25 protein-coding genes and 1 riboswitch are annotated in these 25395 nt (G+C 53.5%); of the genes, 18 read left to right on the forward strand and 7 right to left on the reverse strand.

The genetic code is table 11. From position 1 onward, the window contains the following. Window positions 1–37: 37 nt before the first annotated feature. A complete protein-coding gene (gene trpS / locus MKX42_RS06860; RefSeq protein ID WP_340751853.1) occupies window positions 38–1027 on the forward strand; it encodes a tryptophan--tRNA ligase in 990 nt (329 codons plus the stop codon). Here the strand turns inward: trpS and MKX42_RS06865 are convergent. After that, window positions 1024–1215: a hypothetical protein gene (locus MKX42_RS06865; protein WP_340751854.1), complete on the reverse strand. Its 192-nt coding sequence runs from the start codon at window positions 1213–1215 to the stop codon at window positions 1024–1026. The two genes, trpS and MKX42_RS06865, sit on opposite strands and share 4 nt — an antisense overlap. A 232-nt stretch (window positions 1216–1447) precedes the next feature. After that, window positions 1448–2452 carry a metal-dependent hydrolase gene (locus MKX42_RS06870; protein WP_340751855.1) on the reverse strand — a complete coding sequence of 335 codons (1005 nt, stop codon included), beginning with the start codon at window positions 2450–2452 and terminating at the stop codon, window positions 1448–1450. Window positions 2453–2658: 206 nt separating this feature from the next. Here MKX42_RS06870 and cyoE point away from each other — a divergent pair, with 206 nt between their 5' ends. After that, window positions 2659–3591, forward strand: coding sequence for a heme o synthase (gene cyoE, locus MKX42_RS06875; RefSeq protein WP_340751856.1), 933 nt, complete (start codon window positions 2659–2661; stop codon window positions 3589–3591). A gap of 31 nt (window positions 3592–3622) precedes the next feature. After that, complete coding sequence (locus tag MKX42_RS06880; protein ID WP_340751857.1) at window positions 3623–4240, forward strand: SCO family protein; 618 nt, start codon at window positions 3623–3625, stop codon at window positions 4238–4240. 106 nt (window positions 4241–4346) lie between these two features. Here the strand turns inward: MKX42_RS06880 and MKX42_RS06885 are convergent, their stop codons facing one another. After that, on the reverse strand, window positions 4347–4706 hold the full coding sequence (locus MKX42_RS06885; protein WP_340751858.1) for a DNA primase: 360 nt from the start codon (window positions 4704–4706) through the stop codon (window positions 4347–4349). 110 nt (window positions 4707–4816) lie between these two features. Then, window positions 4817–5995, reverse strand: a complete 1179-nt coding sequence (locus MKX42_RS06890; RefSeq protein ID WP_340751859.1) for an MFS transporter — start codon at window positions 5993–5995, stop codon at window positions 4817–4819. Window positions 5996–6248: 253 nt separating this feature from the next. Between MKX42_RS06890 and MKX42_RS06895 the strand changes: the two genes are divergently transcribed. From MKX42_RS06895 to MKX42_RS06960, 14 genes are all read left to right on the forward strand, one after another. Then, the gene (locus MKX42_RS06895; protein ID WP_340751860.1) at window positions 6249–6692 is read left to right on the forward strand and encodes a hypothetical protein; all 444 of its coding nucleotides are present in this window, start codon (window positions 6249–6251) and stop codon (window positions 6690–6692) included. Window positions 6693–6743: 51 nt separating this feature from the next. Then, the gene (locus MKX42_RS06900) at window positions 6744–7883 is read left to right on the forward strand and encodes a transglutaminase domain-containing protein (RefSeq protein WP_340751861.1); all 1140 of its coding nucleotides are present in this window, start codon (window positions 6744–6746) and stop codon (window positions 7881–7883) included. A 145-nt stretch (window positions 7884–8028) separates the two neighbouring features. Beyond that, complete coding sequence (locus tag MKX42_RS06905; RefSeq protein WP_340751862.1) at window positions 8029–10092, forward strand: peptidoglycan D,D-transpeptidase FtsI family protein; 2064 nt, start codon at window positions 8029–8031, stop codon at window positions 10090–10092. A gap of 33 nt (window positions 10093–10125) precedes the next feature. Further along, window positions 10126–12240, forward strand: a complete 2115-nt coding sequence (locus tag MKX42_RS06910) for a peptidoglycan D,D-transpeptidase FtsI family protein (RefSeq protein ID WP_340751863.1) — start codon at window positions 10126–10128, stop codon at window positions 12238–12240. 93 nt (window positions 12241–12333) lie between these two features. Then, window positions 12334–13113 carry a Cof-type HAD-IIB family hydrolase gene (locus MKX42_RS06915; RefSeq protein ID WP_340751864.1) on the forward strand — a complete coding sequence of 260 codons (780 nt, stop codon included), beginning with the start codon at window positions 12334–12336 and terminating at the stop codon, window positions 13111–13113. 19 nt (window positions 13114–13132) lie between these two features. Beyond that, window positions 13133–13618, forward strand: a complete 486-nt coding sequence (locus MKX42_RS06920; RefSeq protein ID WP_340751865.1) for a DUF456 domain-containing protein — start codon at window positions 13133–13135, stop codon at window positions 13616–13618. A 26-nt stretch (window positions 13619–13644) separates the two neighbouring features. Beyond that, entirely contained in the window at window positions 13645–15273 is a 1629-nt protein-coding gene (locus MKX42_RS06925; RefSeq protein WP_340751866.1) for a putative polysaccharide biosynthesis protein, read from the forward strand. 114 nt (window positions 15274–15387) lie between these two features. Next, window positions 15388–15732 carry a thioredoxin family protein gene (locus MKX42_RS06930; RefSeq protein ID WP_036722030.1) on the forward strand — a complete coding sequence of 115 codons (345 nt, stop codon included), beginning with the start codon at window positions 15388–15390 and terminating at the stop codon, window positions 15730–15732. Between the two features lie 108 nt (window positions 15733–15840). Then, window positions 15841–16776: a COX15/CtaA family protein gene (locus MKX42_RS06935; protein WP_340751867.1), complete on the forward strand. Its 936-nt coding sequence runs from the start codon at window positions 15841–15843 to the stop codon at window positions 16774–16776. A gap of 61 nt (window positions 16777–16837) precedes the next feature. After that, window positions 16838–18610: a UbiD family decarboxylase gene (locus MKX42_RS06940; RefSeq protein WP_340751868.1), complete on the forward strand. Its 1773-nt coding sequence runs from the start codon at window positions 16838–16840 to the stop codon at window positions 18608–18610. Between the two features lie 26 nt (window positions 18611–18636). Next, window positions 18637–19383 carry a Cthe_2314 family HEPN domain-containing protein gene (locus tag MKX42_RS06945; protein ID WP_340751870.1) on the forward strand — a complete coding sequence of 249 codons (747 nt, stop codon included), beginning with the start codon at window positions 18637–18639 and terminating at the stop codon, window positions 19381–19383. 92 nt (window positions 19384–19475) lie between these two features. After that, window positions 19476–19611, forward strand: a riboswitch (SAM riboswitch). Between the two features lie 100 nt (window positions 19612–19711). Beyond that, window positions 19712–20728: a methionine ABC transporter ATP-binding protein gene (locus tag MKX42_RS06950; protein ID WP_340751871.1), complete on the forward strand. Its 1017-nt coding sequence runs from the start codon at window positions 19712–19714 to the stop codon at window positions 20726–20728. Continuing rightward, a complete protein-coding gene (locus MKX42_RS06955) occupies window positions 20728–21387 on the forward strand; it encodes a methionine ABC transporter permease (protein ID WP_340751872.1) in 660 nt (219 codons plus the stop codon). The genes MKX42_RS06950 and MKX42_RS06955 overlap by 1 nt, the downstream gene beginning before the upstream one ends. A gap of 58 nt (window positions 21388–21445) precedes the next feature. After that, window positions 21446–22321, forward strand: a complete 876-nt coding sequence (locus MKX42_RS06960) for a MetQ/NlpA family ABC transporter substrate-binding protein (RefSeq protein WP_340751873.1) — start codon at window positions 21446–21448, stop codon at window positions 22319–22321. A 184-nt stretch (window positions 22322–22505) separates the two neighbouring features. Here the strand turns inward: MKX42_RS06960 and MKX42_RS06965 are convergent, their stop codons facing one another. Then, a complete protein-coding gene (locus MKX42_RS06965; RefSeq protein WP_036701687.1) occupies window positions 22506–22754 on the reverse strand; it encodes a NifU family protein in 249 nt (82 codons plus the stop codon). An 82-nt stretch (window positions 22755–22836) separates the two neighbouring features. Here MKX42_RS06965 and MKX42_RS06970 point away from each other — a divergent pair, with 82 nt between their 5' ends. Continuing rightward, window positions 22837–23091: a YuzB family protein gene (locus tag MKX42_RS06970; protein WP_209993161.1), complete on the forward strand. Its 255-nt coding sequence runs from the start codon at window positions 22837–22839 to the stop codon at window positions 23089–23091. A 26-nt stretch (window positions 23092–23117) separates the two neighbouring features. On the opposite strand, the gene MKX42_RS06975 is transcribed toward MKX42_RS06970, so the two are convergent. Together MKX42_RS06975 and mqnE are read right to left on the reverse strand one after the other, a co-directional pair. Further along, window positions 23118–24179: an NAD(P)/FAD-dependent oxidoreductase gene (locus MKX42_RS06975; RefSeq protein WP_340751874.1), complete on the reverse strand. Its 1062-nt coding sequence runs from the start codon at window positions 24177–24179 to the stop codon at window positions 23118–23120. A gap of 78 nt (window positions 24180–24257) precedes the next feature. Beyond that, complete coding sequence (gene mqnE, locus MKX42_RS06980; RefSeq protein ID WP_340751875.1) at window positions 24258–25364, reverse strand: aminofutalosine synthase MqnE; 1107 nt, start codon at window positions 25362–25364, stop codon at window positions 24258–24260. Window positions 25365–25395 lie beyond the last annotated feature (31 nt).

Here is a 25395-nt window from a genome sequence, read left to right on the forward strand (position 1 = left end):
CCAGCGGATATTAATTATGATGATGGAGGATAAAAGAATGGCTAAAAAAGTATTGTCGGGCATACAGCCCAGCGGTTCACTAACACTCGGTAATTATATCGGGGCAATCAAGAATTTCGTCAAGCTTCAAAAGGAATACGAATGTTACTTCATGGTGGTCGATCTGCATGCTATTACGGTAGCCCAGGACCCCGCAGCTCTGCGTGAGAATTCCGAATCAGTAGCCGCGCTGTATCTGGCTGCAGGCATCGATCCGTCCATTGCGCATGTCTACATGCAGTCCCATGTGCCGCAGCATGCCGAGCTGGGATGGATTCTGACTACGCTCACTGCCATGGGTGAGCTGGAACGGATGACACAGTTCAAGGACAAGTCGGCCGGTAAAGAATCCGTGGGCGCAGGTCTGTTCGTCTATCCGTCGCTGATGGCCGCCGATATTCTGGTCTATAATGCGGATCTGGTACCGGTAGGCGAAGACCAGAAGCAGCATCTGGAGCTGACCCGTGACCTGGCGGGACGCTTCAATCACCGGTTTGGTGACTTCTTCACCATCCCTGAGCCGTACATTCCGGAGGTCGGAGCGCGGATTATGTCCCTGGATGACGGCACGAAGAAGATGAGTAAAAGCGATCCCAACCCCGGCAGCAGAATCGGACTCCTGGACCCGCCTGATGTGATCCGCAAAAAGATCAGCCGGGCCACAACGGATTCCGGCCGTGAGGTTATCTTCGACCCGGCGGCTAAGCCGGAGATTAGCAACCTGATGAGCATCTATGCCGAGTGCTCAGGAATGAGCCTGCAGCAGATTGCCGACAAATATGAAGGCCAAATGTACGGCGGCTTCAAAAAAGAGCTGGCTGAAGTGGTCGTAGCCCTGCTGGAGCCGATCCAGCAAAGATATCAGGACATTCGCAGCTCAGGGATGCTGGGCGATATTCTGGCTCAAGGTGCCGAAAGTGCACGGATAAGTGCCGCCCGGACCCTGGAGGGCGTGAAGGAACGGATGGGCTTCCTGCCTACCCGTTAAGGAGAAGGCTGGTTGCTCTCCGCCTTGCGTCTCAGCCTGGCCTTGACGATGAAGCCCCAGCCGATGTTAAGCACGCATAGCGCGCCGAGCAGCAGTGCCAGCCAAATGTTATAGCTGATCGAGATGGAAGCTGCTGTGAGGAGTAGAATTGAAGAGCAGGCGAACCACAGTGACAGACCTTTACCCATATGTTCCAGCCTTCCTTTCTGCTTCAAATAGTGTACAAGTGAATCCCGGTGTGCCTCGCAGCATGCCGGGATTTTGCGTAAAGTGAGCGAATATAGGCTTTGAAGTGTAACCGCTTTTATTGTAGATTGTGCCTTATGCGGTCCCGTTACGTCAAGAGGGCTGCCCCAATCAGCCAATTCATTCCTGGCTTCCGGGACAGCCCTCTACATAGTGCTAACCTGTGCTAACCTGCTACAGCTTGACGGTTCCCGGATCAACGGCGAAGCGCTCATCCAGCTTCTCGCTGCTCAGCCAGCCGACATAAGTATTTAGCGGTTTATACTCATGGTCCATGACCAGCACAGCCACGAACGGGAATTGCTTACGGTGTAAATAACGGACATCTCCCCAGCGTACAATATAACCAGAGGGCAGCTCCTCCACCTCCGCGACAGCGTACGAGGTGAAGTACAGGAAGGCCTGAATATCCGGATGAGATTTGGAATGCTCGACGGCGGGGTGAGTGGAGCACACCGCATGCTTGAACCATTCCAGCCGCCCGCTGTTCAGCAGCCCGACATTGTAGCTGCCATCCGGCTTGGCTTTGACCAGATTCCACCGCGTTGGCGAAATGGTCGGGATCACATAGTAACGGTCGCCTGCACTATGGTGAACATCCTTGTTCTTGATGCTGCGGGTAATGCGGGCATGAACGAGGGTCCGCCAGATGTAGTACAAGACGATGCAGGCATACAAGGTGATGAACAGGGGAGCGGGCGGCACCATTCCGCTGATCCAGAGAATAATCGCCGCTGCATGGCTGCCGAAGATAAACGGATCGAAGATATGGATGATGTTCCAGGCGATCCATTTCTCGGTGAACGGGCGGGCGGCCTGAGTCCCGTAGGTGTTGAACAGATCGGAGAATACATGGACGGCAACCCCGATGAAGCTCCAGAGCGCGATATGGCTTAAGGTGCTAAGGTCCGTGAAGCCGAAGAGCGGCCCGATAACCACTGTGATCAGTGCCGGCCACAGCAGTAAAAAGGGCAGGGAATGGGTGATTCCCCTGTGATTGCGGATATATACCGCGTTATCCTTCAGACGCAGGGCGGTATCAGCATCCGGTGCCTGAGAAGCCAGTACAGTAGCTACCATCACCGCTCCGGCAAGTGTTCCATTCGAAGCGACGAGCGGATCGACGAAGGACAGACCTGCAAGTCCAAGTCCCATAACAAAATGTGTGGCAGTATCCATTAGTCAGATCTCCTTTGTACGGAAGTTCTCTATTAATAACTACCCATTATTGGGCTTAGTTATTTAAGGACGGGGAAATAAATATTGTCACGTAATTGTCGATTTAATGAACATCATGGTCAATGATTGTCAAAGTCTTTCCCGGTTGCTATGATAAAGTTAATAGCGGAGTGTTTAGAAGTTCCCTAGAAGGAGGAACCCGATACGTGGACAATCAATTGAGATATCAAGCTTCTTCCGATTCCGCATCAATGTCTGCCAAGTCTCCACCTGAAGGTGCAAGCTGGCGCGACTTTATTACCGTTACGAAGCCCGGCATTATCCGCTCCAATCTGATTGCGGCATTCGCAGGCTACTGGGTGGCATCAGGCTGGGATGTACAGTATGGCCGTCTGATTCTGACTTTGCTCGGCACCATGCTGGTCATGGCTTCAGCCTGTGTCTTCAATAATTACTTTGACCGCGATTTGGACATGAAGATGGAACGGACCCGGGAACGCGGGTTGCCTACTGGAAGGCTGAAGCCGACAACAGTACTTATCTATGGCATTGGACTAGGCATTGCCGGGCTGGGCGTGCTGTTCGCATTCTGCGGCGTACTGGCCGGATTGTTCGGCATAGTCGGCATGTTCGTATATGTTGTAGTGTACACCCTTTGGCTCAAAAGAACCTCTACCTGGAGCACCTCGGTAGGTGCGATCTCGGGGGCCATGCCTCCTGTCATCGGCTATGTGGCTGTTACAGGAACAGTGGATCTCGGAGCCTGGCTGCTGTTCGCAATGCTCTTTCTGTGGCAGCCGCCCCATTTCTGGGCGCTTGGCATCCGCCGCAAGGAGGAATACAGAGCGGCAGGATTCCCGCTCCTTCCGGTTGTGAAGGGGACGCGCCGCACCAAATTCCAGATGATTCCTTATGTGGCGCTGCTGCTGCCGGTGCCGGTGCTGATGTATGCCTATGATTATGCAGGTATTTATTATCTGATTGTATCACTGGCCTTGTCGGTTGGCTGGCTCTACTTAACCCTCATCGGATTCAAGGCAAAGGATGATGAGGTCTGGGCGAAGAAAAGCTTCCTCTTCTCCATTAACTATCTGACCTTAAGTCTGATTGCCCTCGTGCTGAATACCATTCATGTGTAAGCATTCTTAGGATAGAGGGGGAAGGTGTCCTGTGCAGACCTTGAAACGTTACAAATGGACCTGGCTGCTGCTGCTGCTTGCAGTGATTATGGCGGTCTATCTGGCAGTCAAATCGTTTGAATTCGGAGGTGAGAAGCTGCCGGTTATCGGTCAGGTACAGGACTTCTCCCTGGAGAATGTGGACGGGAAGCAGATCAGTCTGGCGGATACGGCGGGCACAGCAAGGCTGGTCTATTTCTTCTTCACGGTCTGTCCCGATGTGTGTCCGATTACCACCTATATGCTGTCAGAGACGCAGGATATACTGGTTAAAGACGGCAGCTTCGGCAAAGACGTTGAATTCGTCTCGATATCTTTCGATCCGAAGAATGATACAAGGGAAGCGATCAAGGCCTTCGCCGACAAGTTCCATGCCGATTACAGCGGCTGGTACTTCCTGCGGGGGGATCAGGAGCAGGTGCGCAAGCTGGCAGCGGAGTCCTTCAAGGTGCTGATCTACGGCACGAGCAAGGATGACTTCGCCCACGCGAACCTCATTGGTCTGGTGGACAAGAACAACCAGCTCCGGGGATTGTACGATGCCGGGGATACGGAGAATGTAACACCTGAGTTCCTGGCGAGAACGGTGAAGAAGCTGGCCCGTGAATAGCATGGGCATGAAATAAACGAGGGTGTCCGTGGAGCAGTGGAGCTGCTGCACAGGACACCCTCGTTTTGTGCTAAAGGTTAAGAATGTATATGCTTCATGCGATGAATTATCCTTCTATTCCCTGAGGATACGGCTGGGGGTAGATAATGAAGTCTTCAAGCCCGGCCTTTTCGAGCTGGGTGATGTTATATTCATCCGGTGTTCCTTCCACCCCGGCGTAACCCTTGCGCGTATACATATGAACGGCATCGGGAAAGGCGTCGCGCAGGACTGCACGGATTTTTTTGCCTGAGCTGTCATTATCCATGTACAGGTAGACATCCCCGTCCCGGATGGTATTCCGCAGGGATTCCAGCTTCAGGGTATTCAGCGTACCGAAGGTGCACAGAATGTCGACCTCTGGTTCAAGCAACCGCCTCAGTCTGCTGCGGTCGTTCTTACCTTCGACAATAATGGTGATGGACATATGCAATCAGCCCCCGGATCTTAGTTGTTATGACGATATTGTACCTAAGCTGCGCTATTTTTAACAGCGTAGCGGAACAATATGTATTCATTCCCCGGGAAATGTCGCATTCAGGCGGCAGGGCTGTTCCAGCCGGGGGCGTAGGAGGAGAGACGGCCGGATCTGCCCGGAGGCAGCAGCATAAGAGCTGTCATCAGCAGCACGAAAGCGATGAAGTAAGGGGAGACATATTCTCTAAGCTGTCCGGCGGCTACAGGGCCGGCGAATGCCCCGAGGGACATGGCGATGGATTGCAGCGAGAAGGTCCGGCCCAGCCGTCCTGCGCCGCCCAGACTAATGAAGAGGGAGGCCATAGCCGGAAACAACACGCCTTTGGCAGAGCCGAGCAGGAAGAGAACCACTCCCGCCGGGATGCTGCGGAAGGCAGCCAGGGTGAAGAAGCAGAGAGCCATTCCCAATAAAGCAGCGGCAATGCGGATGCCTGGCGGGATGCGGTTCAGGAAGAATAGGCAGAGGGTCGCCAGCGCCCCAAGGCTGAGCAGGGAGAGCAGAATTCCGGTGGAGACCATTCCGTCCTGTCCCTGTGACAGGGGAAGCTCGAAGAAGAGCACGCCCTGAGAGCAGGATACGAAGAAGGGCAGCAGATAATAACGCCTGGAGACAGGGGGCCGGGCAGTAGCGGCCGCCCCAGGCGGCACATTCTCCTTCACCGGGAGTGCAGGCTTATGCAGGGCCAGGGCCGGATTGTGCTTCGGCACGCTGAAGAAGGCCATCACACCGGTGAAGATCAGGAGCCAACCCAATGTACTGAACGTGCCGGAGTAACCGGCTTTGGCGACGATGAAGGCTCCGGCAGCAGGGGAGACCACCGAAGCTAGCGTGTGAATAATTCCGTTGCCTGACATGTATTTACCCTGGGTCGCCGGGTCAGACGAGAGCGAAGCCAAGAGGGTCATACAGGCAGGGGAGAGGAACGCCAGGGCGAACCCGCTCGCTGCCCGCAGCAGGAGCAGATGCCAGGGCAGCTGGGCATGCGCCTGCAGAAGCAGGATCAGACCTGCTACGGTAAGGGCGAATACGATATAGCGGCGGCTGCCGTTGCGGTCTACAAGCACACCGGCCAGCAGATTGCCCGGGAGGTGAGTCAGGGAATACATCCCCATCATCCAGCCAATGAAGGCCGGGCCCGCTCCCAGGGACATGGCAAAGGGTGTCAGGATAGGGTACTGGGCATGTAAATCGAAGAACGCCAGGAACATGAAGAGGTACAGCCACATTGCAGTTTTCACGGATAACACCTCCAGATTAGCGGCCAGCCGCTGATGACGGAACGGATTCCAGCAGAGGGAACAGCCTACTTGTACTTTACGTGCGGCAGCGGGGGCTTATACCATTTTCTTGGCCAGCCCCTGTATGCAGTTCTGCATTCCGGCAACCATGAATTATAAGGGTCATTCATGTATAATAATTAATATTAATGAAATGTCTGACGGGACAGCGTCCCGGAGTGGCGAAATTTGCGATTGGGGTGTTGTGAAATTGATGAATCCGGAAGTTTGGTCACAGTTTATCAGAGAGAATTGGCTTGTTATCGTTATTGCGCTTGTCCTCCTGTTCGCAGTCGTTAACATCGTTAAGACTATGCTGAAATGGGCTATCGTCGTCGTTATTATTGTGGGGCTGTTCATTTATAGCGGGGTAACCATGGACCAGATCGGTAATGCCGTTAACAAAGTAGCAGACGGGACAGTCAGCACGCTGAAGAATGAGGCACAGGAGGTCATGCTCAAAGAAGCGCAGGAGGCGGTTTATACCTCCGGCGGTGACGGCACCTTCACCATCAGTACTCCTAATCTGGAGGTGAAGGGCTCTGCCGCAGAGGATAAGGTGGAAGTGGTCTTCCGCGGAGTCAGCCTCGGGAAGTGGAGCGTTACGGATACAACCAAGACCTTCATCGACGAAGCCCGGAAGCAGGCGGGCAAGTAACAGTGCAGCGGGCTCAGGGTTACCTGCAGCAGCAGAAGGAGGAGTGATTCATTGAACAGCTGGATAGAAAGTCTTCGGGAAGCCAATATCATCTCCATTGTTCTGCTGCTGGTAGTTCTCTTCTCTGCGCTGCAGGGCTGGGGCCGGGGCTTCCGCAGAGCAGCCGGAGGGCTGTTCGGCATGCTCGGATCTGGCGTGCTTGCGGCAGCTTCGCTGGTGATGGCGATTCCGGCAGCCGTATACCTCTCGCCTGCTGCCGGAAACTGGGCTTCCGGCGTTACCCCGCAGGATGACAAACTAAGCCAATGGCAGCAGCTATATTATACCGGTGCCTCTGTACTGGCGAATTCACCAGTAGTGCGGTTTCTGCTGCTGCTCTTGCTGTGCTATAGCTTGATTCGTCTGCTGCTGGGTCTGCTGTTCCTGCTGCTGCCGTTCCGCCTGCCGCGCCAGTCCGGGAGGGGGTCAGGGCGGATCACAGGCACCAGCCGGCTTGTCGGGGCAGTGCTTGGCACCGCCGCAGGGCTTACCCGCGCCTTGGTGCTGGTCTTTGTCCTGTTCATCAGCGTCGCCCTGAACCCGGACAGCGGCTTCAGCCGCTATGTGCAATCATCACCGGTCTACAGCCAGAGTGCAGAAGCGGTATTTGAGCCGCTGGCCGGTGAACAGGTCAGGGGAAAGCTCCCGGTGCTGACCAAGGCGGTAGCCGCCGAGATGAGTGATATTCTCCGTCGCAAATATGAGGTGATTGACCATGATATATCGGAGGATATTGCTGGTGCTGCCGCAGATATTGCCGGACAAGCCAGCGGGGATGAAGAGAAGGCCAGACTGCTTTATGACTGGGTAGGCTCGCGTATTGCGTACGACTATACCAAGGCGAAGAATTATGAAGAGAAACGGATCTGGCATGAGCAGACCCCGCAGGATACGATGGATACGCGGCTTGGCGTATGTATTGATTATGCGCGGCTCTATGCCATGATGGCCCGCTCACAAGGCCTTCAGGTACGTGTCGTCACCGGCAAAGGCTATGACGGTCAAGGCGGTTATGGCCCGCATGCCTGGAATGAGGTCTATATCAGCAGCAGTGCAGCCTGGATTCCGCTTGATTCCACCTGGGCCAGCAGCGGCGACTGGTTCAATCCGGGGGATTTCGACTCCACGCATATCAAGGAAAACATCCTTTGAGAAGGAGCGGACGCTCTTAGATCTATGGTACAATAACAGCGGGCAAGTGGAAACGGCTGTGCCGTCCTTTCAAAGGACGGTACCGTTTCAGCGAGAAATAGAAGGATAAGTTAGTACTGCAAACCGTACAAGGAGAGGACTTGCTGTGAGATGGTTCGGTAAGCCGGGCTCCGGCCCGGGTGATGGAGAGACCCGCAACTACCTGAGCTTACGCATAAATCTGTTTTTCTTCGGCACTTTTTTTATTTTTGTGATCATTATGATCCGGCTTGCGGGACTGCAGTTCGTAGAGAGTCCCGAGCTTAGCGAGGTGGAGGCCAGCAGGGAGACCAAGGATGTTCCGCTTGCGGCGATCCGGGGGACTATTCACGCGGCGGGCGGGGAAGACATTGCCCATTCCACACCGATTCAGTCCTTATTCGTTACGTTAACCCAAGAATACACTGCGAAGGTCAAAAATAAGAAGACCGGCTTATATGAACCCACCGCTGAAGCCAAGGCAAATACGAAGGCGCTGGCGGCGGGGCTGTCATCCGTTTTTGAACAGTATGGTGATCCTTCTGCTAAGAAGCTTCTCCAGGAGGATATCCTGCTGCTGCTTGATCTTGAATATAAGAAGTCACTGGGGTATGTCCCGCGCAAGATCAAGACCGGTCTTACGATGAAGGAAGTCGCCCATCTGATGGAGAACAGGCAGCGCTATCCCGGAGTGTCAGTGGTGGAGGAGAGTATCCGCCATTATGACAAGGACACGGTGGCCGTCCAAACGGTAGGCTTTATGAAGCAATTCCGTTTTACAGAGGATTATAATGTATACAAAAATATCCGCAGCGCCATGAAACGAACGGGTGCGGACCCGGGGCTTAGCTACAGGGAAGATGAGTTCGTCGGCATCTATGGTCTTGAACAGCAATACCAGCGCGAGCTTAGAGGGAAGAATGGGTATCAGACGATCTCTGTCAATGCCCAGAATATGGCCGAAGAGGTTATCGCGTTGGTCCCGCCCGTCAAGGGCAACGATATTTGGATGACGATTAACAAGCAGGTGCAGATGAGCACAGAGCAGGCGATTATGGATCAGCTCAACTGGCTGCACCGTAACCCTGTACAGGGGAAGCTTCATAAGGATGCGCTCACCGGCTATGCCGTTGCGATGGAAGTCGATACAGGCAATGTAGTGGCAATGGCGAATATACCGGACTATGATACGAATGTCTGGAATGCCGAGAGGCTGCCGCCAGAAGTGTGGGCCAAAATTGAGGATTATTATCGGAACGGGACGATTAACGATATTTCCTCCGGTGTCTCCGGCAACGGGCTGAAGTCATTGATCTTCCTGGGTTCTACGATTAAGCCGTTAAGTGTCCTGATCGGTCTGGAAGAAGGCTTATTCACTACCGGTGATACTTACCTGGATAAAGGGATTGGTTATTTCGGTAAGGATAACAGCTCCTCGGTCAGAAATTCCTCCGGCCATGTCCTGGGCCCGCTTAGTCCGGCGAAGGCTATTCAGGAGTCCTCGAATGCTTTTATGGTAGAGTGGGTCGGTAATGCTCTGTACAAGAAGTATGCGGTAGAAGGTATTGCCGTATGGGACAAATATATGAAGGCATTCGGGCTTGGGGTATCTACGCAAAGCGGGCTTCCCGGTGAAAGTGCCGGAGTAGCCGATTATCTTGATCCTAAGAAGGCAGGCTCTGCCCAAGCGGCGCTGGTACTTGCCTCCTTCGGCCAAAAGGGGAAATACACCGCACTGCAGCTTGCCCAGTATACGGCAACACTTGCGAATGAAGGCGTGCGGATTAAGCCCCAGCTCGTCAGTAAGATTACAGATCCTGAAGGGAAGACGGTTAAGCAATTTGGACGGGAAGTCCTGGACAGCATCTCGTTTCACCCTGCTTTCTGGAAAGAGATCAAGCGCGGGATGAATACAAAGGTATCGGCTTTTGACGGATTCCCGTATGACTTCGCCCGCAAGACAGGAACCTCTGAGATGGAAGCCTTCGGGGCCATCCGCGACAACGGGGTATTCATTGCTTATGCTCCGCGTGAGCATCCTAAGCTTGCGGTGGCCGTAATTATTCCCGAAGGCGGCTTTGGATCGAACAGTGCCGCACCGGTAGCCCGCCAGATCTTTGAAGCCTATGACCAGGAGTATGGCCTGGATGGAGTCCCTAAGAAGAATGTGCCCGAGTCAAGAGTGGACTAAACGGTTTATTTTGATGTAGAGGAGTGAAAAACTGTGGGTGTTTTCCGAAAGCAGGCCTCCCCCCCGGAAGAGAAGAACAGCAAGAGCTCGCTTGGCCTGCGGCTTAACGTGTTTTTCTTCAGCACGTTTGTCATTTTTTGTGTAATTATTATCCGTCTCGCAGTTATTCAATTCGTTGAGGGACCGACGCTGACCGAGGTGGAGACTAGCCGGGATACCAAAAGCGTACCCCTCGCCTCCATCCGTGGAGGCATCCGCGCAGCCGCAGGCGAGCAAATTGCCTACTCCACCTCCATTCAATCACTGTATGTTACGCTTACGAAGGAATATACAGCCAAAGCGGTGGATAAGGAGACGGGAATCAGCTCGTTGAAGCCGGAGGCCAGGGCCAATGCGTATGCGCTGGCGAATAATCTGGTTGCGAAATTTGACGAATATGGCGACCCGAACGGCGAGAAGCTGACCGTTAATGAAGTGATTAATTCTCTGGATTTATATTTCAAGAAATATTCCGGCTATATGGCCCGCAAGATCAAATCCGGTCTGACCACCAAGGAAATCGCTTATTTCATGGAACACAAAAGCGAATTCCCCGGCCTTGAGATCGTGGAAGAAGGCGTGCGCCATTATGACAAGGATACCGTTGCCGTACAGACGGTCGGCTATATCAAGCCCTTCAAATCCTCCAATACGCTCAACATCTACAAGAATATTCAGAGCGCGATGAAGAAGATCGGCGCAGATCCCGGCCTGAATTATAAAGACGATGAATTCGTCGGCTTCGACGGCCTGGAGCTGCAATATCAGCGGGAGCTGCGCGGCAAGAACGGCTATCAGGTCATCTCGGTGAATCCGCAGAACATGGCCGAGAAGGTGGAAGAGGTAGTGCCGCCTGTCAAGGGTAATGATATCTGGATGACGATTGACAAGAATGTTCAGCTTAAGACGGAGCAGGCTATCACCGAACAGATCAATTGGCTGCACCGCAACTCTGTACAGGGCAGGACTCATCCTGACGCCAAGACAGGCTACGCCGTGGCGATGGAGGTCGATACCGGCAATATCGTAGCCATGGCCAGCATGCCCGATTATGATACCAATGTCTGGACAGCGGAGAAGCTGGATTCGGATACCTGGAATAAGATCATGGGCAACTATCAGAACGGGACGATCACCCCGTACTCTTCCGGCCTGTCTGGCCATGGATTTGGTTCCACGGTACTGCTCGGTTCCACCATTAAGCCGCTGACGGTGCTGATCGGTCTGAATGAAGGCTTTTTCAGCACTTCGTATACGTACACAGACAAAGGGATTGCTTATTTCGGTAAGGATGATAAATCCTCAGTCCGAAATTCCTCAGGTCACGTATACGGCCGGATGGGTCCGGCTAAGGCGATTGAGGATTCCTCCAATGTGTTTATGGTGGATATGATCGGCAAGAAGCTCTATGAGCAATACAAGGGCGAGGGAATTGGAGTCTGGGATAAATATATGAAGGAATTCGGCCTGGGCGTCTCTACGCAGAGCGGTCTCCCTAATGAATACTTGGGACAGATTAACTACACGGATACTAAGGCAGCGGGCAGTGCGCAAGCCGCATTAGTCTATGCCTCCTTCGGACAGCAGGGCCGTTATACGGTGCTGCAGCTAGCCCAGTATGCCTCGACGCTTGCGAATGAAGGGGTGCGGATCAAGCCTCAGCTTGTCAGCAAGATCACGGATTCATCGGGCAAGGTGGTCAAGAAGTTTGAGCGCGAGGTGCTGGATGAAGTGACGACCTTTGACAAGTCCTTTTGGAGAGAGATTAAAAAGGGCATGAACAGTAAGGTCTCCGCATTCACAGATTTCCCTTATGATTTTGCCCGTAAGACAGGGACCTCACAGCAGCTGGGAAAAGGGCAATTGCGCGATAACGGGGTATTTATTGCCTTCGCCCCGCGTAATAATCCTAAGTTGGCTGTTGCTGTAGTCATCCCCGAAGGGGGATTCGGCTCCAACAGTGCGGCTCCGGTTGCGCGTAAAATTTTCGATGCTTACGACTGGGAATACGGGCTGGACGGCGTGCCTAAGAAAAGCCTGAAAACAGCGAACCCAAATGACGGCGCTGCTTCCGGTGAGAGTTCCGATAATACTGCCGCAACAAACTGATGATATTATAGCCATGATGGAGATGGATCTGCGTAATACCAAATATACGGTTGCCTTCAAACGAAAGAGCAGCCAAGAATGGAGGGGTGGCAAATGACTGCCAAATACCGCCTGCTAGCCTTGGATATGGATGGAACCCTACTGAACGACGAACAGAAGATTACTCCGCTTACGGTGGAATGGATCAAAAAAGCGATGGAGGCCGGCGTACATGTCTGCCTGTCTACCGGACGCTCCTCGCGCAGTGCGATGCCGTATGCTGAACAGCTTGGCCTGAACACTCCGATGATCATGGTGAACGGAAGTGAAGTCTGGCGTGCGCCTCATGAGCTGTACCGCCGGTCCCTGATGGATGTGGAGCTGGTCAAAGAGATGCAAAAGATTGCTGAGGAATTCGATATCTGGTTCTGGGCCTACTCCGTAGATGAAGTGTACAACCGGGATAGCTGGGACGGGGAGATTGACAGCAGGGAATGGCTGAAATTCGGTTATTCCACCGAAGATAACGATATCCGCCATAAGCTGCTTATGCGCCTGCAGGATCTGGGCGGGCTTGAGATCACCAACTCCTCGCCGTTCAACCTGGAGATCAATCCGCTGGGCGTCAATAAGGCTTCAGGGATACTTGAAGTATGCAAGCTGCTGGGCATTAACATGTCCCAGGTTGTTGCCGTAGGCGACAGCCTCAACGATCTGGCGGCTATCCAGCAGTCCGGCTTCGGGGTGGCTATGGGCAACGCCCAGGAGACTGTCAAGCAGGAAGCGGATGCGGTAGTAGCTTCGAACAATGAAGACGGGATAGCGGAAGTGATTCAGAAGTACATCCTGACAGAGGCCGGAACCTCGGCCGGACGCATATCCAAGCGAGCTTAAGATTAAGGAGTTGAGGGAATTGACAATTCTGGGCTGGATTCTGATCATTGCTTTGTTCGCAATCGGGCTGGCGGGGGCGGTATATCCGATCCTGCCGGGGGCGCTTGCGATTTATCTGGCCTTCTTCGTATATGGCTGGTTTTTCTCCTTCGACTCCTTCGGTCCCTGGTTCTGGATTGCCCAGACCCTGATCGTTGTCGTTCTGTTCATTGCTGACTACGTGGTCGGGGCCTGGGGCGTCAAGAAGTTCGGTGGCTCCCGCGCCTCCGTGATCGGCAGCACCATCGGTCTGATTGCCGGTCCGTTCCTGATTCCGGCGTTCGGCCTGCTGATTGGCCCCTTCCTGGGTGCCTTCATCGGCGAGCTGATTGCCGGCGAGAAGGCCGGCAAAGCGGTTAAGGTCAGCTTCGGCGCACTGCTAGGACTGTTCAGCAGCACAGTTGTAAAGATTATTCTGCAGATTGCGATGATCGTCCTCTTCTTTATCTGGACCGGACGTTATTAAATTTATTGTGAAGAAGGCGAAACAGCTTGTCCACCAAGAAAGAATCCTTTGTCAAAGGCACGCTTATTCTGGCGGCAGCCGCGCTGGTGGCCCGTGTTCTCGGGCTTGCCCAGCGGGTGCCGCTGGAGCATTTATTCAATACAACGGGTAATGCTTCATTTACGATAGCCAACAACGTATATTTGCTGCTGCTGCCGCTGGCGACAGCCGGAATACCCAGCACACTGAGTAAAATGGTATCCGAACGCTATGCTTTGAACCGCCCGCAGGAAGCTCAACAGGTGTACCGGGCCGCTCTTATCTTTGCTGCAATTGTTGGTGTGATTATGGGTGTGACGCTATACATAGCCGCTCCATATTACGCAGAATACAGCAAGGTTCCCGAGAGTACGCTTGCGATCCGGGCGATTGCCCCGGCGCTGCTGCTGTTCCCCGCTATTGCGATGATGCGCGGGTATTTCCAGGGCCGTAATAATATGATGGCCGGAGGCATCTCACAGATTGTCGAGCAGATTGCCCGGGTATCCACGGCTATTCTGCTTGCATTCATCCTGCTGCGTCAGGGCTACAGCAACACCTGGATGGCAGCAGGCGCATCCTTCGGCAGTGTGCTCGGCAGTATCGGCGCCTTCGGCGTGATGCTGTATTATGCGATGAAGCTGCGCCGCAGCGAGGAGAAGGTCGCATTGTATGAATCCAATGAAGCCCGTATCCCGCTGCTGAAGATTTATAAGGATATTTTCAAGCTGTCCATACCGATTGTGTTATCTTCCGTTACTGTGCCTGTAGTGAACTTTATTGATACTTCTTTCATTGTTCCGCTGCTTAGCGGTAAGATCGGGATGGAGCAGGCTACTTGGGCCCTAAGTATCTTCGGCAGCCGGGCACAGAGTGTGGCCGGGATTCCTCCGGTCTTGTCGATCGCCCTCAGTGCATCGCTGATTCCGATTATATCTGCCGCTTTCGCCCGCAAAGATGAGCAGCACCTGCAGCGCCAGATCACACTCGCCATGCGGGTTTCCATTCTCACCGGCACACCGGTTGTGCTCTCACTGGTCGTGGCGGCGTATTCCGTTAATGGCCTGCTGTTCAAAACACTGGATGGCAGCGGCATTGTGGCGATGCTGACGCTCGGTACTATTTTCCAGATTACGATGATGACTACGAACTCGATCCTGCTCGGAATGGGCAAATCGCGGATATCGATGTATTACGTGCTTGTGGGTATCCTCGTGAAATTTGGTTCCAACTTCCTGTTCAGCCAGTGGTTCGGCATCTATGGCATTATCGGTTCTACGGCACTGTGCTTCATAGTGATTACACTGCTTAATCTGCGGATGCTCAAAAAAATCGTCCCCTTCGCCATTCTCGGCAAACGCTGGGGAGGCTTCTCCATTGCGGTCCTGGCTTCAGGGGGGATCGGTTATGGCCTTAATGAAGCAGGTATATTGATGACTCAGCTGATGCCGGCCCGCTTAGCCTTCCTGATTACCTGTCTGGTAGTTGGAGCGGCAGTGGTGATCGTCTATCTGGTTCTCCTGATTATTCTGGGCGTCCTCAGCAGCCAGGAGATTGCCGGGTATCCCCGTCCGCTGCGCAAGGTGCTGGGTCCTTTGATGAAACTGCAGCCTGCCCGTGTGCGTGCCGGTGAATAATGATATGACTATTGTCTTGATTTGTCATTATTGTTTGACTTATTCCGTACATTTTGATTCACTTAAAGAGCAAGCTTCGTGTGGAACTCTTTAATAGAAGGGAATGGTCAATTGATGGACAAAATCAGCTCGCCTGCCCAGTTCCAGGTGGCAATTCAGTCTCCGCGCCTGACGGTGGCAGTCTTCAAGGCAGATTGGTGTGTGGATTGCAAATTCATTGATCCGTTCATGCCGGATGTGGAACAGAAATATGCAGAGCGTCTTACCCTGGTTGAAGTGGATGTCGATGCCGTAGGCGATGTCAGCCAGGAACAGAATATACTGGGCATCCCAAGCTTTGTCGCGTACACTGATGGACGGGAATTGGTCCGGTTCGTGAACAAGCTCCGCAAGTCCCGGGAGGAAATTGAGAAGTTTCTGGATACGGCACTGGACGTTTATCTCAGCATTCACAAGTAATTACGCAGCACCGCTTTCGCCCTATCCGAGCAGAAGCGGTGCTTTTTTCTTAACATAATAAGAATTTATATGTTTCGCACTCATTCCTATACAATACGGGTGATACTATTGACGACACTTCAATTAAAATGGCTCAGCTATCTGACCTGTCTCATTATGTTCATGGCGCTGTTCGGCGGGGTTGTGGTGACAAAGACCGGTTCAGGACTGGAGTGCGGAAATCAGTGGCCGTTGTGCCACGGAAAGCTGATTCCGGCCTATACGATCGGCTCATTGATTGAATATACTCACCGCTTGTTCAGCGGCCTGGCAGGCCTGTTATCACTGGCTTCCATGGTTGCCTTCTGGCGTTATGCCAGGCACCGCAGAGATCTGCTGGCTTACGCCCTGCTGACCTTGATCTTCGTCATCGTTCAAGGCGGGATGGGAGCGCTTGCAGTAGTGAAATCGCAGTCGGCTGCGGTTATGGCCCTGCATATGGGCTTTTCGCTGATCGCCTTCGCTGGTTCGCTGATGCTGGCGCTTGGGACCAGGCGGGCATTTTCCCCGGGAGCGGAACTAAGCACAGGAAGTCCCAAAGTCCGCCTAGCCTTCCGCAACTTAACCTGGGTTACTGCAGTATATTCATATATCGTTGTCTACATTGGGGCCTACGTAAGCCACACCAGCTCCCAGGGCGGGTGCTCCGGCTGGCCGCTGTGTAACGGGCAATGGATTCCGGAGATGAGCGGCGGAGTAGGGATCGTATTCGTGCACCGGATTGCGGCGGCGATTCTGTTCCTGCTTACGGCTATACTTGGGCATCTGGCCTTCTGGAAGTATAAGGAACTGCCGGAGCTGAGGGCTCTGGGAGTAGCGGCAGTCCTGCTATGCCTGATGCAGGTATTCAGCGGAGCGGCTGTAGTATACACACTGAATAATGAAAGATTGTACATATTTGCTGCAATGTCTCATATTGTGCTGATCTCCGGACTCTTCGGGGTTCTGTGCTACATGAGTGTACGGGTCTGGCAGTTAAGCGGAACTGGCAGGGGCAGCAAGTGATCAGCAAACGGCAACGGTGGACGGGATAAGCATAAGGTCCTGTTTGAGGAGGAACGCTATAGTGCGATACAGTAATTTACGACAATGGATCGAGCAGCTCCGCAGGGATAAGGATCTGGCAGTGATAGATACGCCTGTTGATCCTTATCTGGAGCTTGCCGAAATTCACCGCCGGGTAGTGGAGGAGGAAGGCCCGGCACTGCTGTTCACGAATGTGCAAGGAACACCGTTCCCGGTCGCTACGAATCTGTTCGGCACCGTCCGGCGCGTCAACAAGGCCTTCGGGACCAGACCGGAGCAGCTGCTGAAGTCGCTGACAACGGCGATGGATCAGCTGATTCCGCCTTCAGGCGCCGGCTTATGGCGGGAGAAGACGGTGCTGCTGGAGCTGCTGAGGGCAGGAACCAAGAATATACCGCAAGGAGAGGCTCCGGTACTCGGCGTCTGCAGCAGCAGTGATCCGCTGAAGGAGCTGCCCCGGATTACGGCCTGGCCTAAGGACGGCGGGGCGTTCATCACGCTTCCTCTGGTCTATACGGAGAATATCACCAACCCCAAGGATCATAATCTCGGACTGTACCGGATTCAGATGTATGACGACAGCACCACAGGCATCCACTGGCAGATTCACAAGGGCGGCGGCTTCCATCACTCGCAGGCAGAGCTTCTCGGCGAGACCCTGCCGGTGTCTGTCTTCATCGGCGGGCCGCCGGCCCTGATTGCAGCGGCAGTGGCACCGGTGCCGGAACGGATTTCGGAGCTGCTGCTAGCGTCGCTGATGCTGGGCGGCAAGCTTCCCATGGTGCAGGACCCCTTAGGCGGGCACCGGATTCCGGCTGAGGCGGAATTCTCCATCCGGGGACGCGTGTCTCCGCTGGAGCGGAGAGCGGAAGGGCCTTACGGCAGCCAGTCCGGCTACTATTCCATGCAGCATGATTTCCCGGTCATGCATGTTCAGCGCATGTGGCACCGCAAGGACGCCATCTACCCGGCGACCATCACCGGCAAGCCGCGCCAGGAGGATTATTATCTGAAGGATTATTTGCAGCGGCTGCTCGCTCCAGCCTATCCTATGCTGATTCCTTCGGTCAAAGCGCTCTGGTCCTACTCCGAATCCGGTTCGCACTCATTGACCTCAGCGGTCGTTAGGGAGAGCTATCCCCGTGAGTATATGGTGTCAGCGTTTCGGATTCTGGGGGAAGGCCAGCTCTCCTTAACCAAATTCCTCTTGCTGACAAATGTACAGGTGGAGCTTACCGATTTCCCCAAGCTGCTGGAAACGGTGCTTGAGCGCTTCAACCCCCAGTCGGATCTGACGATCTTTGCCAATACCTCCATGGATACACTGGATTATACCGGACGTAAGCTGAATCATGGCAGTAAGGCGGTGATGGCGGGCATCGGCAGCCCGGTCCGTCAGCTGCCAAGGACCTATACAGAGGGTCTGCTTCCATCAATCACCGCCGCTGTGCCTTATTGCGGAGGATGTTTAGCCGTTTCCGGTGCATCCTATGAAGAGGACCCGGAGCTGCCGGAGCGGCTGGTGGCTGCCTTCAAGGAGAGGGAGACCGCCTGGCCGCTGATTGTGCTGGTGGATCAGGCGGAAGAGGCGGTAAGCACGCAGACCTCCTTCCTGTGGACCGTATTCACCCGCTTCAATCCGGCAGATGATATCTATTCGGCGGCCGGGGTACACCGGGGCAGCGTCAGCTATACACTGCCGATCATTATAGATGCCCGGATGAAGCCGGGATACCCGGAGGAGCTGGCTCCGAGCGAAGATATTGCGAAGCGCGTAGGCCGCAACTGGAACCGTTATTTTCCTCTGGCGTAGAAGTGAATTTTAAGGAGGGTCAAAATATGCTGCGGACGTTACTTGGAGAGCCGCCCCGCGTGAACAGCGGTGTGCTGGCTGAAGCTATGGAGTCCATGGCGAAGGCAGCCTCCATGCTGCGCAAGGAGATGGCGGCACATGAAGACCATGACCATGAATACCGCAAGCTGGAAATTTGGACACGCGGCCTGATCTCCTCTCTGGATGAGCTGGAGCAGAGCTGGTTCGCAGCAGCCTTTTTCCGGAAGTCAGTGATAGCCGGTTATATGGACGACATGTCGTCCACAGAGCAGGGGGAGTACGCCAGATATGTGTATTTCTACAAGGATGGCTTCATCCGTGTCTTCTCGCTGCTGGACAAGCTGGGCACGGTGCTGAATAATCTGTACAATCTCAATACAGGCAAGGTGAAGACGCATTTCTCTTATTTCACGGTGCTGAGGCAATTTCAACTGCTTCACCCGCATCATCCGCTGGCGGAGAAGCTGGAGCGAATTAGGAATTCCTACCGGGAGCCGGTGGAGAATCTGCGTAAGCGGCGCAACGCTGAGATCCATTACATGAACGCGGAGATGACCGACGACCTCTGGCAGCGTCACCAGGGATTGCATGATAAGATTCGTCTGGAGGATCTCGACAGCCACCTGGAGGATTTGAAGCAGAGCCTGGAGATGGTATGCCAGTCACTTGCCGCCGCATACAGGTACGGGAATGAACAATGGCACAAGAACAAAGCGGCCCCAGGTCCGAAATCCGGACAAGCCCGTCCGTAAAAACTTACCTTTGACAAAAATCTCGAAACTGAATTATACTTAGGCATACATTAATTTCTGACAGGATACGGAATCTATAACTTCATACTATGATCTTATCGAGAGCGGCGGAGGGATAGGCCCGATGAAGCCCGGCAACCGGTTTGAATACAGCCTTACGCTGCATCCAAATGTCATGGTGCTAATTCCTACAATGCCGCCGGACTCGGGGGTTTTGGCAGATGAGAAGGCATTGTCATTATACACACAGGGCCTCTTGCGATCTGCATGGATCGTAGGGGGTCTTTTTTGCAATGATGGAAGCTAGAACAGAAGGGGGACGCAGCGGTTGATAGAATTGAAGGATATAACCAAGGTGTACGGCAAGGGCAGTAAGCAGGCAACTGCACTCTCTGCGCTGAGCCTGTCGATTAAGAAGGGGGAAATCTTCGGGGTGATCGGTCACTCCGGGGCCGGCAAAAGCACGCTGATCCGCTGCATTAATCTACTGGAACGTCCCACTGCGGGCGAGGTGTGGGTGGACGGTGTCGAGCTGACAGCGCTCAGCCAGGGACAGCTGCAGGAGCAGCGGCGTAAGATCGGGATGATTTTTCAGCATTTCAATCTGCTCTCATCGGCTACAGTCTATGATAATATCGCGTTTCCGCTGCGGCTGATCGGAGCCGGAAGGAACGAGATTGAACAAAAGGTTAAGGAACTGCTCGCCCTGGTCGGATTGGAGGAGCATTGGAATAAGTACCCGGCTCAGCTATCCGGCGGACAGAAGCAGCGTGTTGGAATCGCCCGGGCGCTGGCAAGTGATCCGGACGTTCTGTTATGCGATGAGGCGACCTCGGCGCTTGATCCGCAGACCACAGACTCCATTCTGCGTCTGCTGATGGATATCAACAGCAAATTCCATCTGACCATCGTGCTGATTACCCATGAGATGCATGTGATTCAGAGCATCTGCGACCGTGTTGCCGTGATCCATGGCGGCGGTATTGTGGAGCAGGGTGAAGTGGCTGAGGTCTTTCTGAAGCCGAAGCATGAGGTTACCAAGGAATTCATCCGCAGTGAGACCCAGTCGGACGGACCGCTCCGGCAAGCGATTGATGCTGTACAGCCAGGTTACACGAAGTCGGTCAAAATCACTTTTCTCGGACAAAAGACTTACGGGTCGACGCTCTCACAGGTGGTTCAGGGAACCGGAGTTCACTTCGCCATTCTTCATGGCACCATCTCTACGATCAAGGATGTTCCTTACGGCCAGCTGATCGTCCGGTTCGAGGGACCTGCCGATGCGGTCGAAGCCACGCTCACTGAGCTCATAGCGCAAGGTCTTGATGTGGAGGTGATTTTGTAATGGACTTTAGCACAATCAATTGGGAAGAAATGCTGGAAGCTACGATTGCTACACTCAAAATGATCGCTATTTCAGGAATATTTACAATAATCCTTGGTTTACCGCTCGGAATTGTGTTATATTTATGGGGCAAGTCAAATAACGTTATTATCAGGGTGATTTACTCGGTATTATCCTTCGTTGTGAATATCCTGCGTTCGGTTCCTTTTATCATTCTGATGGTTGCACTGATTCCGTTCAGCAAGGCCATTATGGGCACTTCGATTGGTGTGCTTGGAACGATTCCGGCACTGGTGATCGGCGCGGCGCCCTTCTTCGCCAGACTGGTGGAGACGGCACTGCGGGAGGTTGACCGGGGAATTATTGAAGCAGCGCAGGGCATGGGAGCGTCCACCGGGCAGATCGTTATGCGCGTGCTGCTGCCGGAGGCTCGTCCGGGTCTGCTTGCCGGTGTAACCATTACTGTTGTGACCCTTGTCTCGTATACCGCAATGTCCGGCATGATCGGCGGCGGCGGCCTGGGTGACCTGGCGATCCGCTACGGATATTACCGCTATGAGAAGGAAGTCATGCTTATCTCGGTAGCGCTGATGGTGATTCTGGTGCAGCTGCTGCAAATGGCCGGTGACCGGCTGGTAAGACATTTTACACGGAAATAAGGTACGTCCACATATAGCCTTATTCAATAAACCATATGGATTAGAGGGGGATTTACAGATGAAAAAAGTACTGCTTACATTCTTCAGCCTGACCTTGATATTGGTGCTTGCCGCTTGCGGAAACAACAAGGCGAATAACACCACGAATTCTGCTGCGACAACGGCACCTACAGAAGCGGCTGCTGCAGAGCCGACTACTGAGCCTGCTGCGGACCCGGTAACCCTGGTGATTGGTGCTTCTCCTGTACCGCATGCGGAGATCCTTAAAGCAATTGCCCCACTGCTTGAAGCCCAAGGCATTAAGCTGGAGATCAAAGAATTCACAGATTATATTCTTCCCAATACACAGCTTGCCGAGAAGCAGCTCGATGCGAACTTCTTCCAGCACAAGCCTTACCTGGATGATCAGAACACCAAGAACGGCACAGATCTCGTATCTGTAACTGCTGTTCATGTAGAGCCATTTGGCGCCTATTCCAAAAAGATCAAATCGATCGATGAATTGGCAGAAGGTGCGAAGGTTGCGATTCCGAATGATGCAACGAACGGAGGCCGCGCCTTGATTCTGCTGGCGAAGAACGGTCTGATCAAGCTGAAGGATGACACCAATATCGCTTCCACCAAAGCGGATATCACTGAGAACACCAAGAAGCTGGATATCATTGAGCTGGATGCAGCCATGCTGCCCCGTCAACTGGATGAAGTAGACCTGGCGCTGATCAACACCAACTTCGCACTGGATGCCAAGCTGTCTCCTACGAAGGATGCGTTGTTCATCGAAGGCGGAGATTCCCCGTATGCTAACCTGCTGGTAGCCCGTCCTGACAATAAGGATTCCGATGCCATTCAGAAGCTGGCAGCAGCGCTGACTTCCCCGGAAGCGAAGGCGTTCATCGAGAAGCAGTATGAAGGTGCGATTGTTCCGGCATTCTAAGCTTAAGCTTAGGGAAGCTGAATAATCCTAATAAGACCAGAAGAAGCCCGGTAGCCGGAGATGGCTGGCGGAGCGGCTTCTGGTCTTTTTGAATAGCCGGGTGGTTGATCCTAAAGACGAAATCCTCTATAATAAAAAAAATCCCGGCCTCTTTGCGGAGGCCGGGATGGTTTATGAAACGGGATTAGAATACCTGAACGACTTCTTCCACGCCTTCTACTTCTTCAATCAGGGCGCGTTCGATCCCGGCTTTTAGCGTGATCGTGGAGCTTGGGCAACTGCCGCATGCACCCATAAGCTTCAGCTTAACGATGCCGTCTTCAACATCAATCAGTTCCACGTCACCGCCATCGCGCTGCAGGAACGGACGAAGTTTATCAAGGACTTCCAGTACTTCATCGTACATGGTTGCGCTTTGTACATTCTCACTCATTTCTCAATCACTCCTTTCGTATGTTTATTATAGTACAAAAAGTTAAAAAATAAAATGGTTAAGGCAGAATAGGGAGATCATCATGAGACCAATTATAGAATTCTGTGCCAGCAACATCGGCCACGGCACTGAACCGCTCAAGCTTAAACTGGAACAAAACCCTGAATATGATGTAGTCGAGTATGGCTGTCTGAACAACTGCGGAGAGTGTTATCTCCAGCCGTTCGCCATGGTTGACGGGGAGATCATAGAGGCCGATTCCCCCGCTGCTCTGGAAGAGGCTATTGAAGCCGCTATAAGAGAAGCAGAGGCCTGGGACAGCCTTGAGATTGACTAGACCGCTTGGATTCAAGCCGTGATTCATCAGCCGAAATGGCGTTTGGACATCCACAGGACGCCGCTCTTCAGCAGGCGCGGAACCCGGCCCATGACGGAGCGGCGGCCCATCAGGCCGAAGCCGGCATTTTTGCCGAGTGAACCAAGGGTTCCCTTCAGCTTAATTTTATGCAGCTTCGGGGTTTCACCCCGCCATAGCGCCTGAATAATCTGGCCCACCTGCTCGCCCTGGGCACCTGCCGCCTGTGCACTGGGGGCAAAGGGCAGGCTGGCACAATCCCCGATCACATAAACCTCCGGATATTCAGCAATATTGTAATATTCCCCCACAATGAGCCTGCCTCCGCGGTCCTTCGGAAGCTCCAGCTGCTGCACGACCTTCACCGGCCGAATACCGGCAGTCCAGACCGTCACATCCGCCGGAATAGCCTGGGTGCCATTGAAGATGGCATCCTTCTCGACATGAGAGACCGACACCCCGCCGATCGTCTGCACCTGATGTTCACTGAACCATTCCTCAACATACCTGGACAGCTTGGCCGGAAAAGAAGATAAAATACGTTCTCCCCGGTCCATCAGGGAGATATTCAGATCCGGCCGGCTCTCCCGCAGCTCCGAAGCAATCTCTACGCCGCTTAGCCCCCCACCGACAATGTTGACGGTTCCATAAGGCTTCACATCATTTAGCCGGCGGTAAGTTTCCCGGGTTCCGGCGAAGCTCTGAATACTGCAGGTGTATTCCTCTGCACCTGGAATATTATGGTAATTATCTGTACAGCCGAGGGCAATCGCGAGGATATCATAGGCTATCGGCTCCCCGGAATCGAGCAGGACCAGCTTGCTCTCCAGATCAATAGAACCCACCTGCCCGTAACGAACGGTCAGGCGGGGGTGTACCGGAAATTGAATCCGCAGATGGTAATCGGTGACGGTGCCTGCGGCCAGTGCATAATATTCGGTCTTGATCCCCTGATACGGCATCCGGTCCACCAGAATGATTTCCACATCAGAAGGGAGATGATGATCCAGCAGTTGCTGAATGAGGGCAAGACCGCCGTAGCCGCCGCCCAGGACAAGTAAGGTTCTCATGCGAACTGATCTTCCTTTCGGGTACGTAATGGACAAGGCAGTTCTGCGTTCACTGGATGAGGTAAGCATGTTCTGTTCTTATTCGTATACCTTGATCTCGTTATAGAAGGTATCCCGTTCTACAGGAATCCGTCCTGCGCCCTTCACGAGCCAGATCAACTCATCCCGGGTCAAGCCCTCCGGTGTCAGCGCGCCGGCAGCGTGGCTGATACGTTCCTTCAGGATCGTTCCATGCACATCGGAAGCGCCGAAGTTCAGGGCAACCTGGGTCAACTGGGGCCCGATATTAATGAAGTAGGCCTTGATATGATCGAAATTGTCCAGCATCAGGCGGCTGACGGCAATGGTCTTCAGATCCTCATTCGCGGAGTTGCGGCGCATAATGCCTGCATTCTTGTTCTTAGGCTGCATGGACAGCGGAATGAATACCATGAAACCGCCGGTCTCGTCCTGCAGGTCACGAATTTGCAGCATATGGCGGATGCGGTCTTCACGGGACTCAATCGAGCCGTACAGCATCGTGGTATGGGTCTTCATGCCAAGGTGATGGGCGGTGCGGTGCACCTCGAGATATTCCTCGACATTGGCTTTGTCGACGCGCATTTTTTTGCGGTACTGGTCAGACAGAATCTCTGCCCCTCCTCCGGTAAGGGTCTTCAGTCCGGCGGCGCGCAGCTGCTCCAGCACTTCACGGATACTAAGTCCGCTGATGCGGGTGAAGAAGTCGATCTCTGCCGCTGTATAGGCCTTGAGAGTCACTTCGGGGAAATGCTCGTTCAGAGCCTGCAGCGAATCAACATAGTACTGGAAGGGCACATTATCATTATGCCCGCCTACAATATGGAACTCGCGCACGCCGGGATGAATATGCTGCTGCACATACTCCACCATCTCCTGGCCGGAGAGGGTATAAGACCCTTCTTCGCCTTCATCCTTGCGGAAATTGCAGAAGGCGCAGCGGGATTCGCAGACATTGGTGAAATATAGACTCATGTTCTCGATAAAATAGACTTTATTCCCGTTCTTTCGCAGATTAACCTCATTAGCCAGCTGTCCGATCGTTAAGAGATCGTTACTCTCATATAAATAAACGCCATCTTCCAAATTCAATCGTTCTCCGCCGCGAACCTTCTCAATGATGTTCGCCATCCGGGCATCCGTGTGGGGTGTAATTAGGGTAGACATATAAGTTCCTCCTGAAGGTTGGCGAGGCTAC

This window comes from Paenibacillus sp. FSL R7-0204, assembly GCF_038002225.1.
Taxonomy (GTDB): Bacteria; Bacillota; Bacilli; order Paenibacillales; family Paenibacillaceae; genus Paenibacillus_AQ.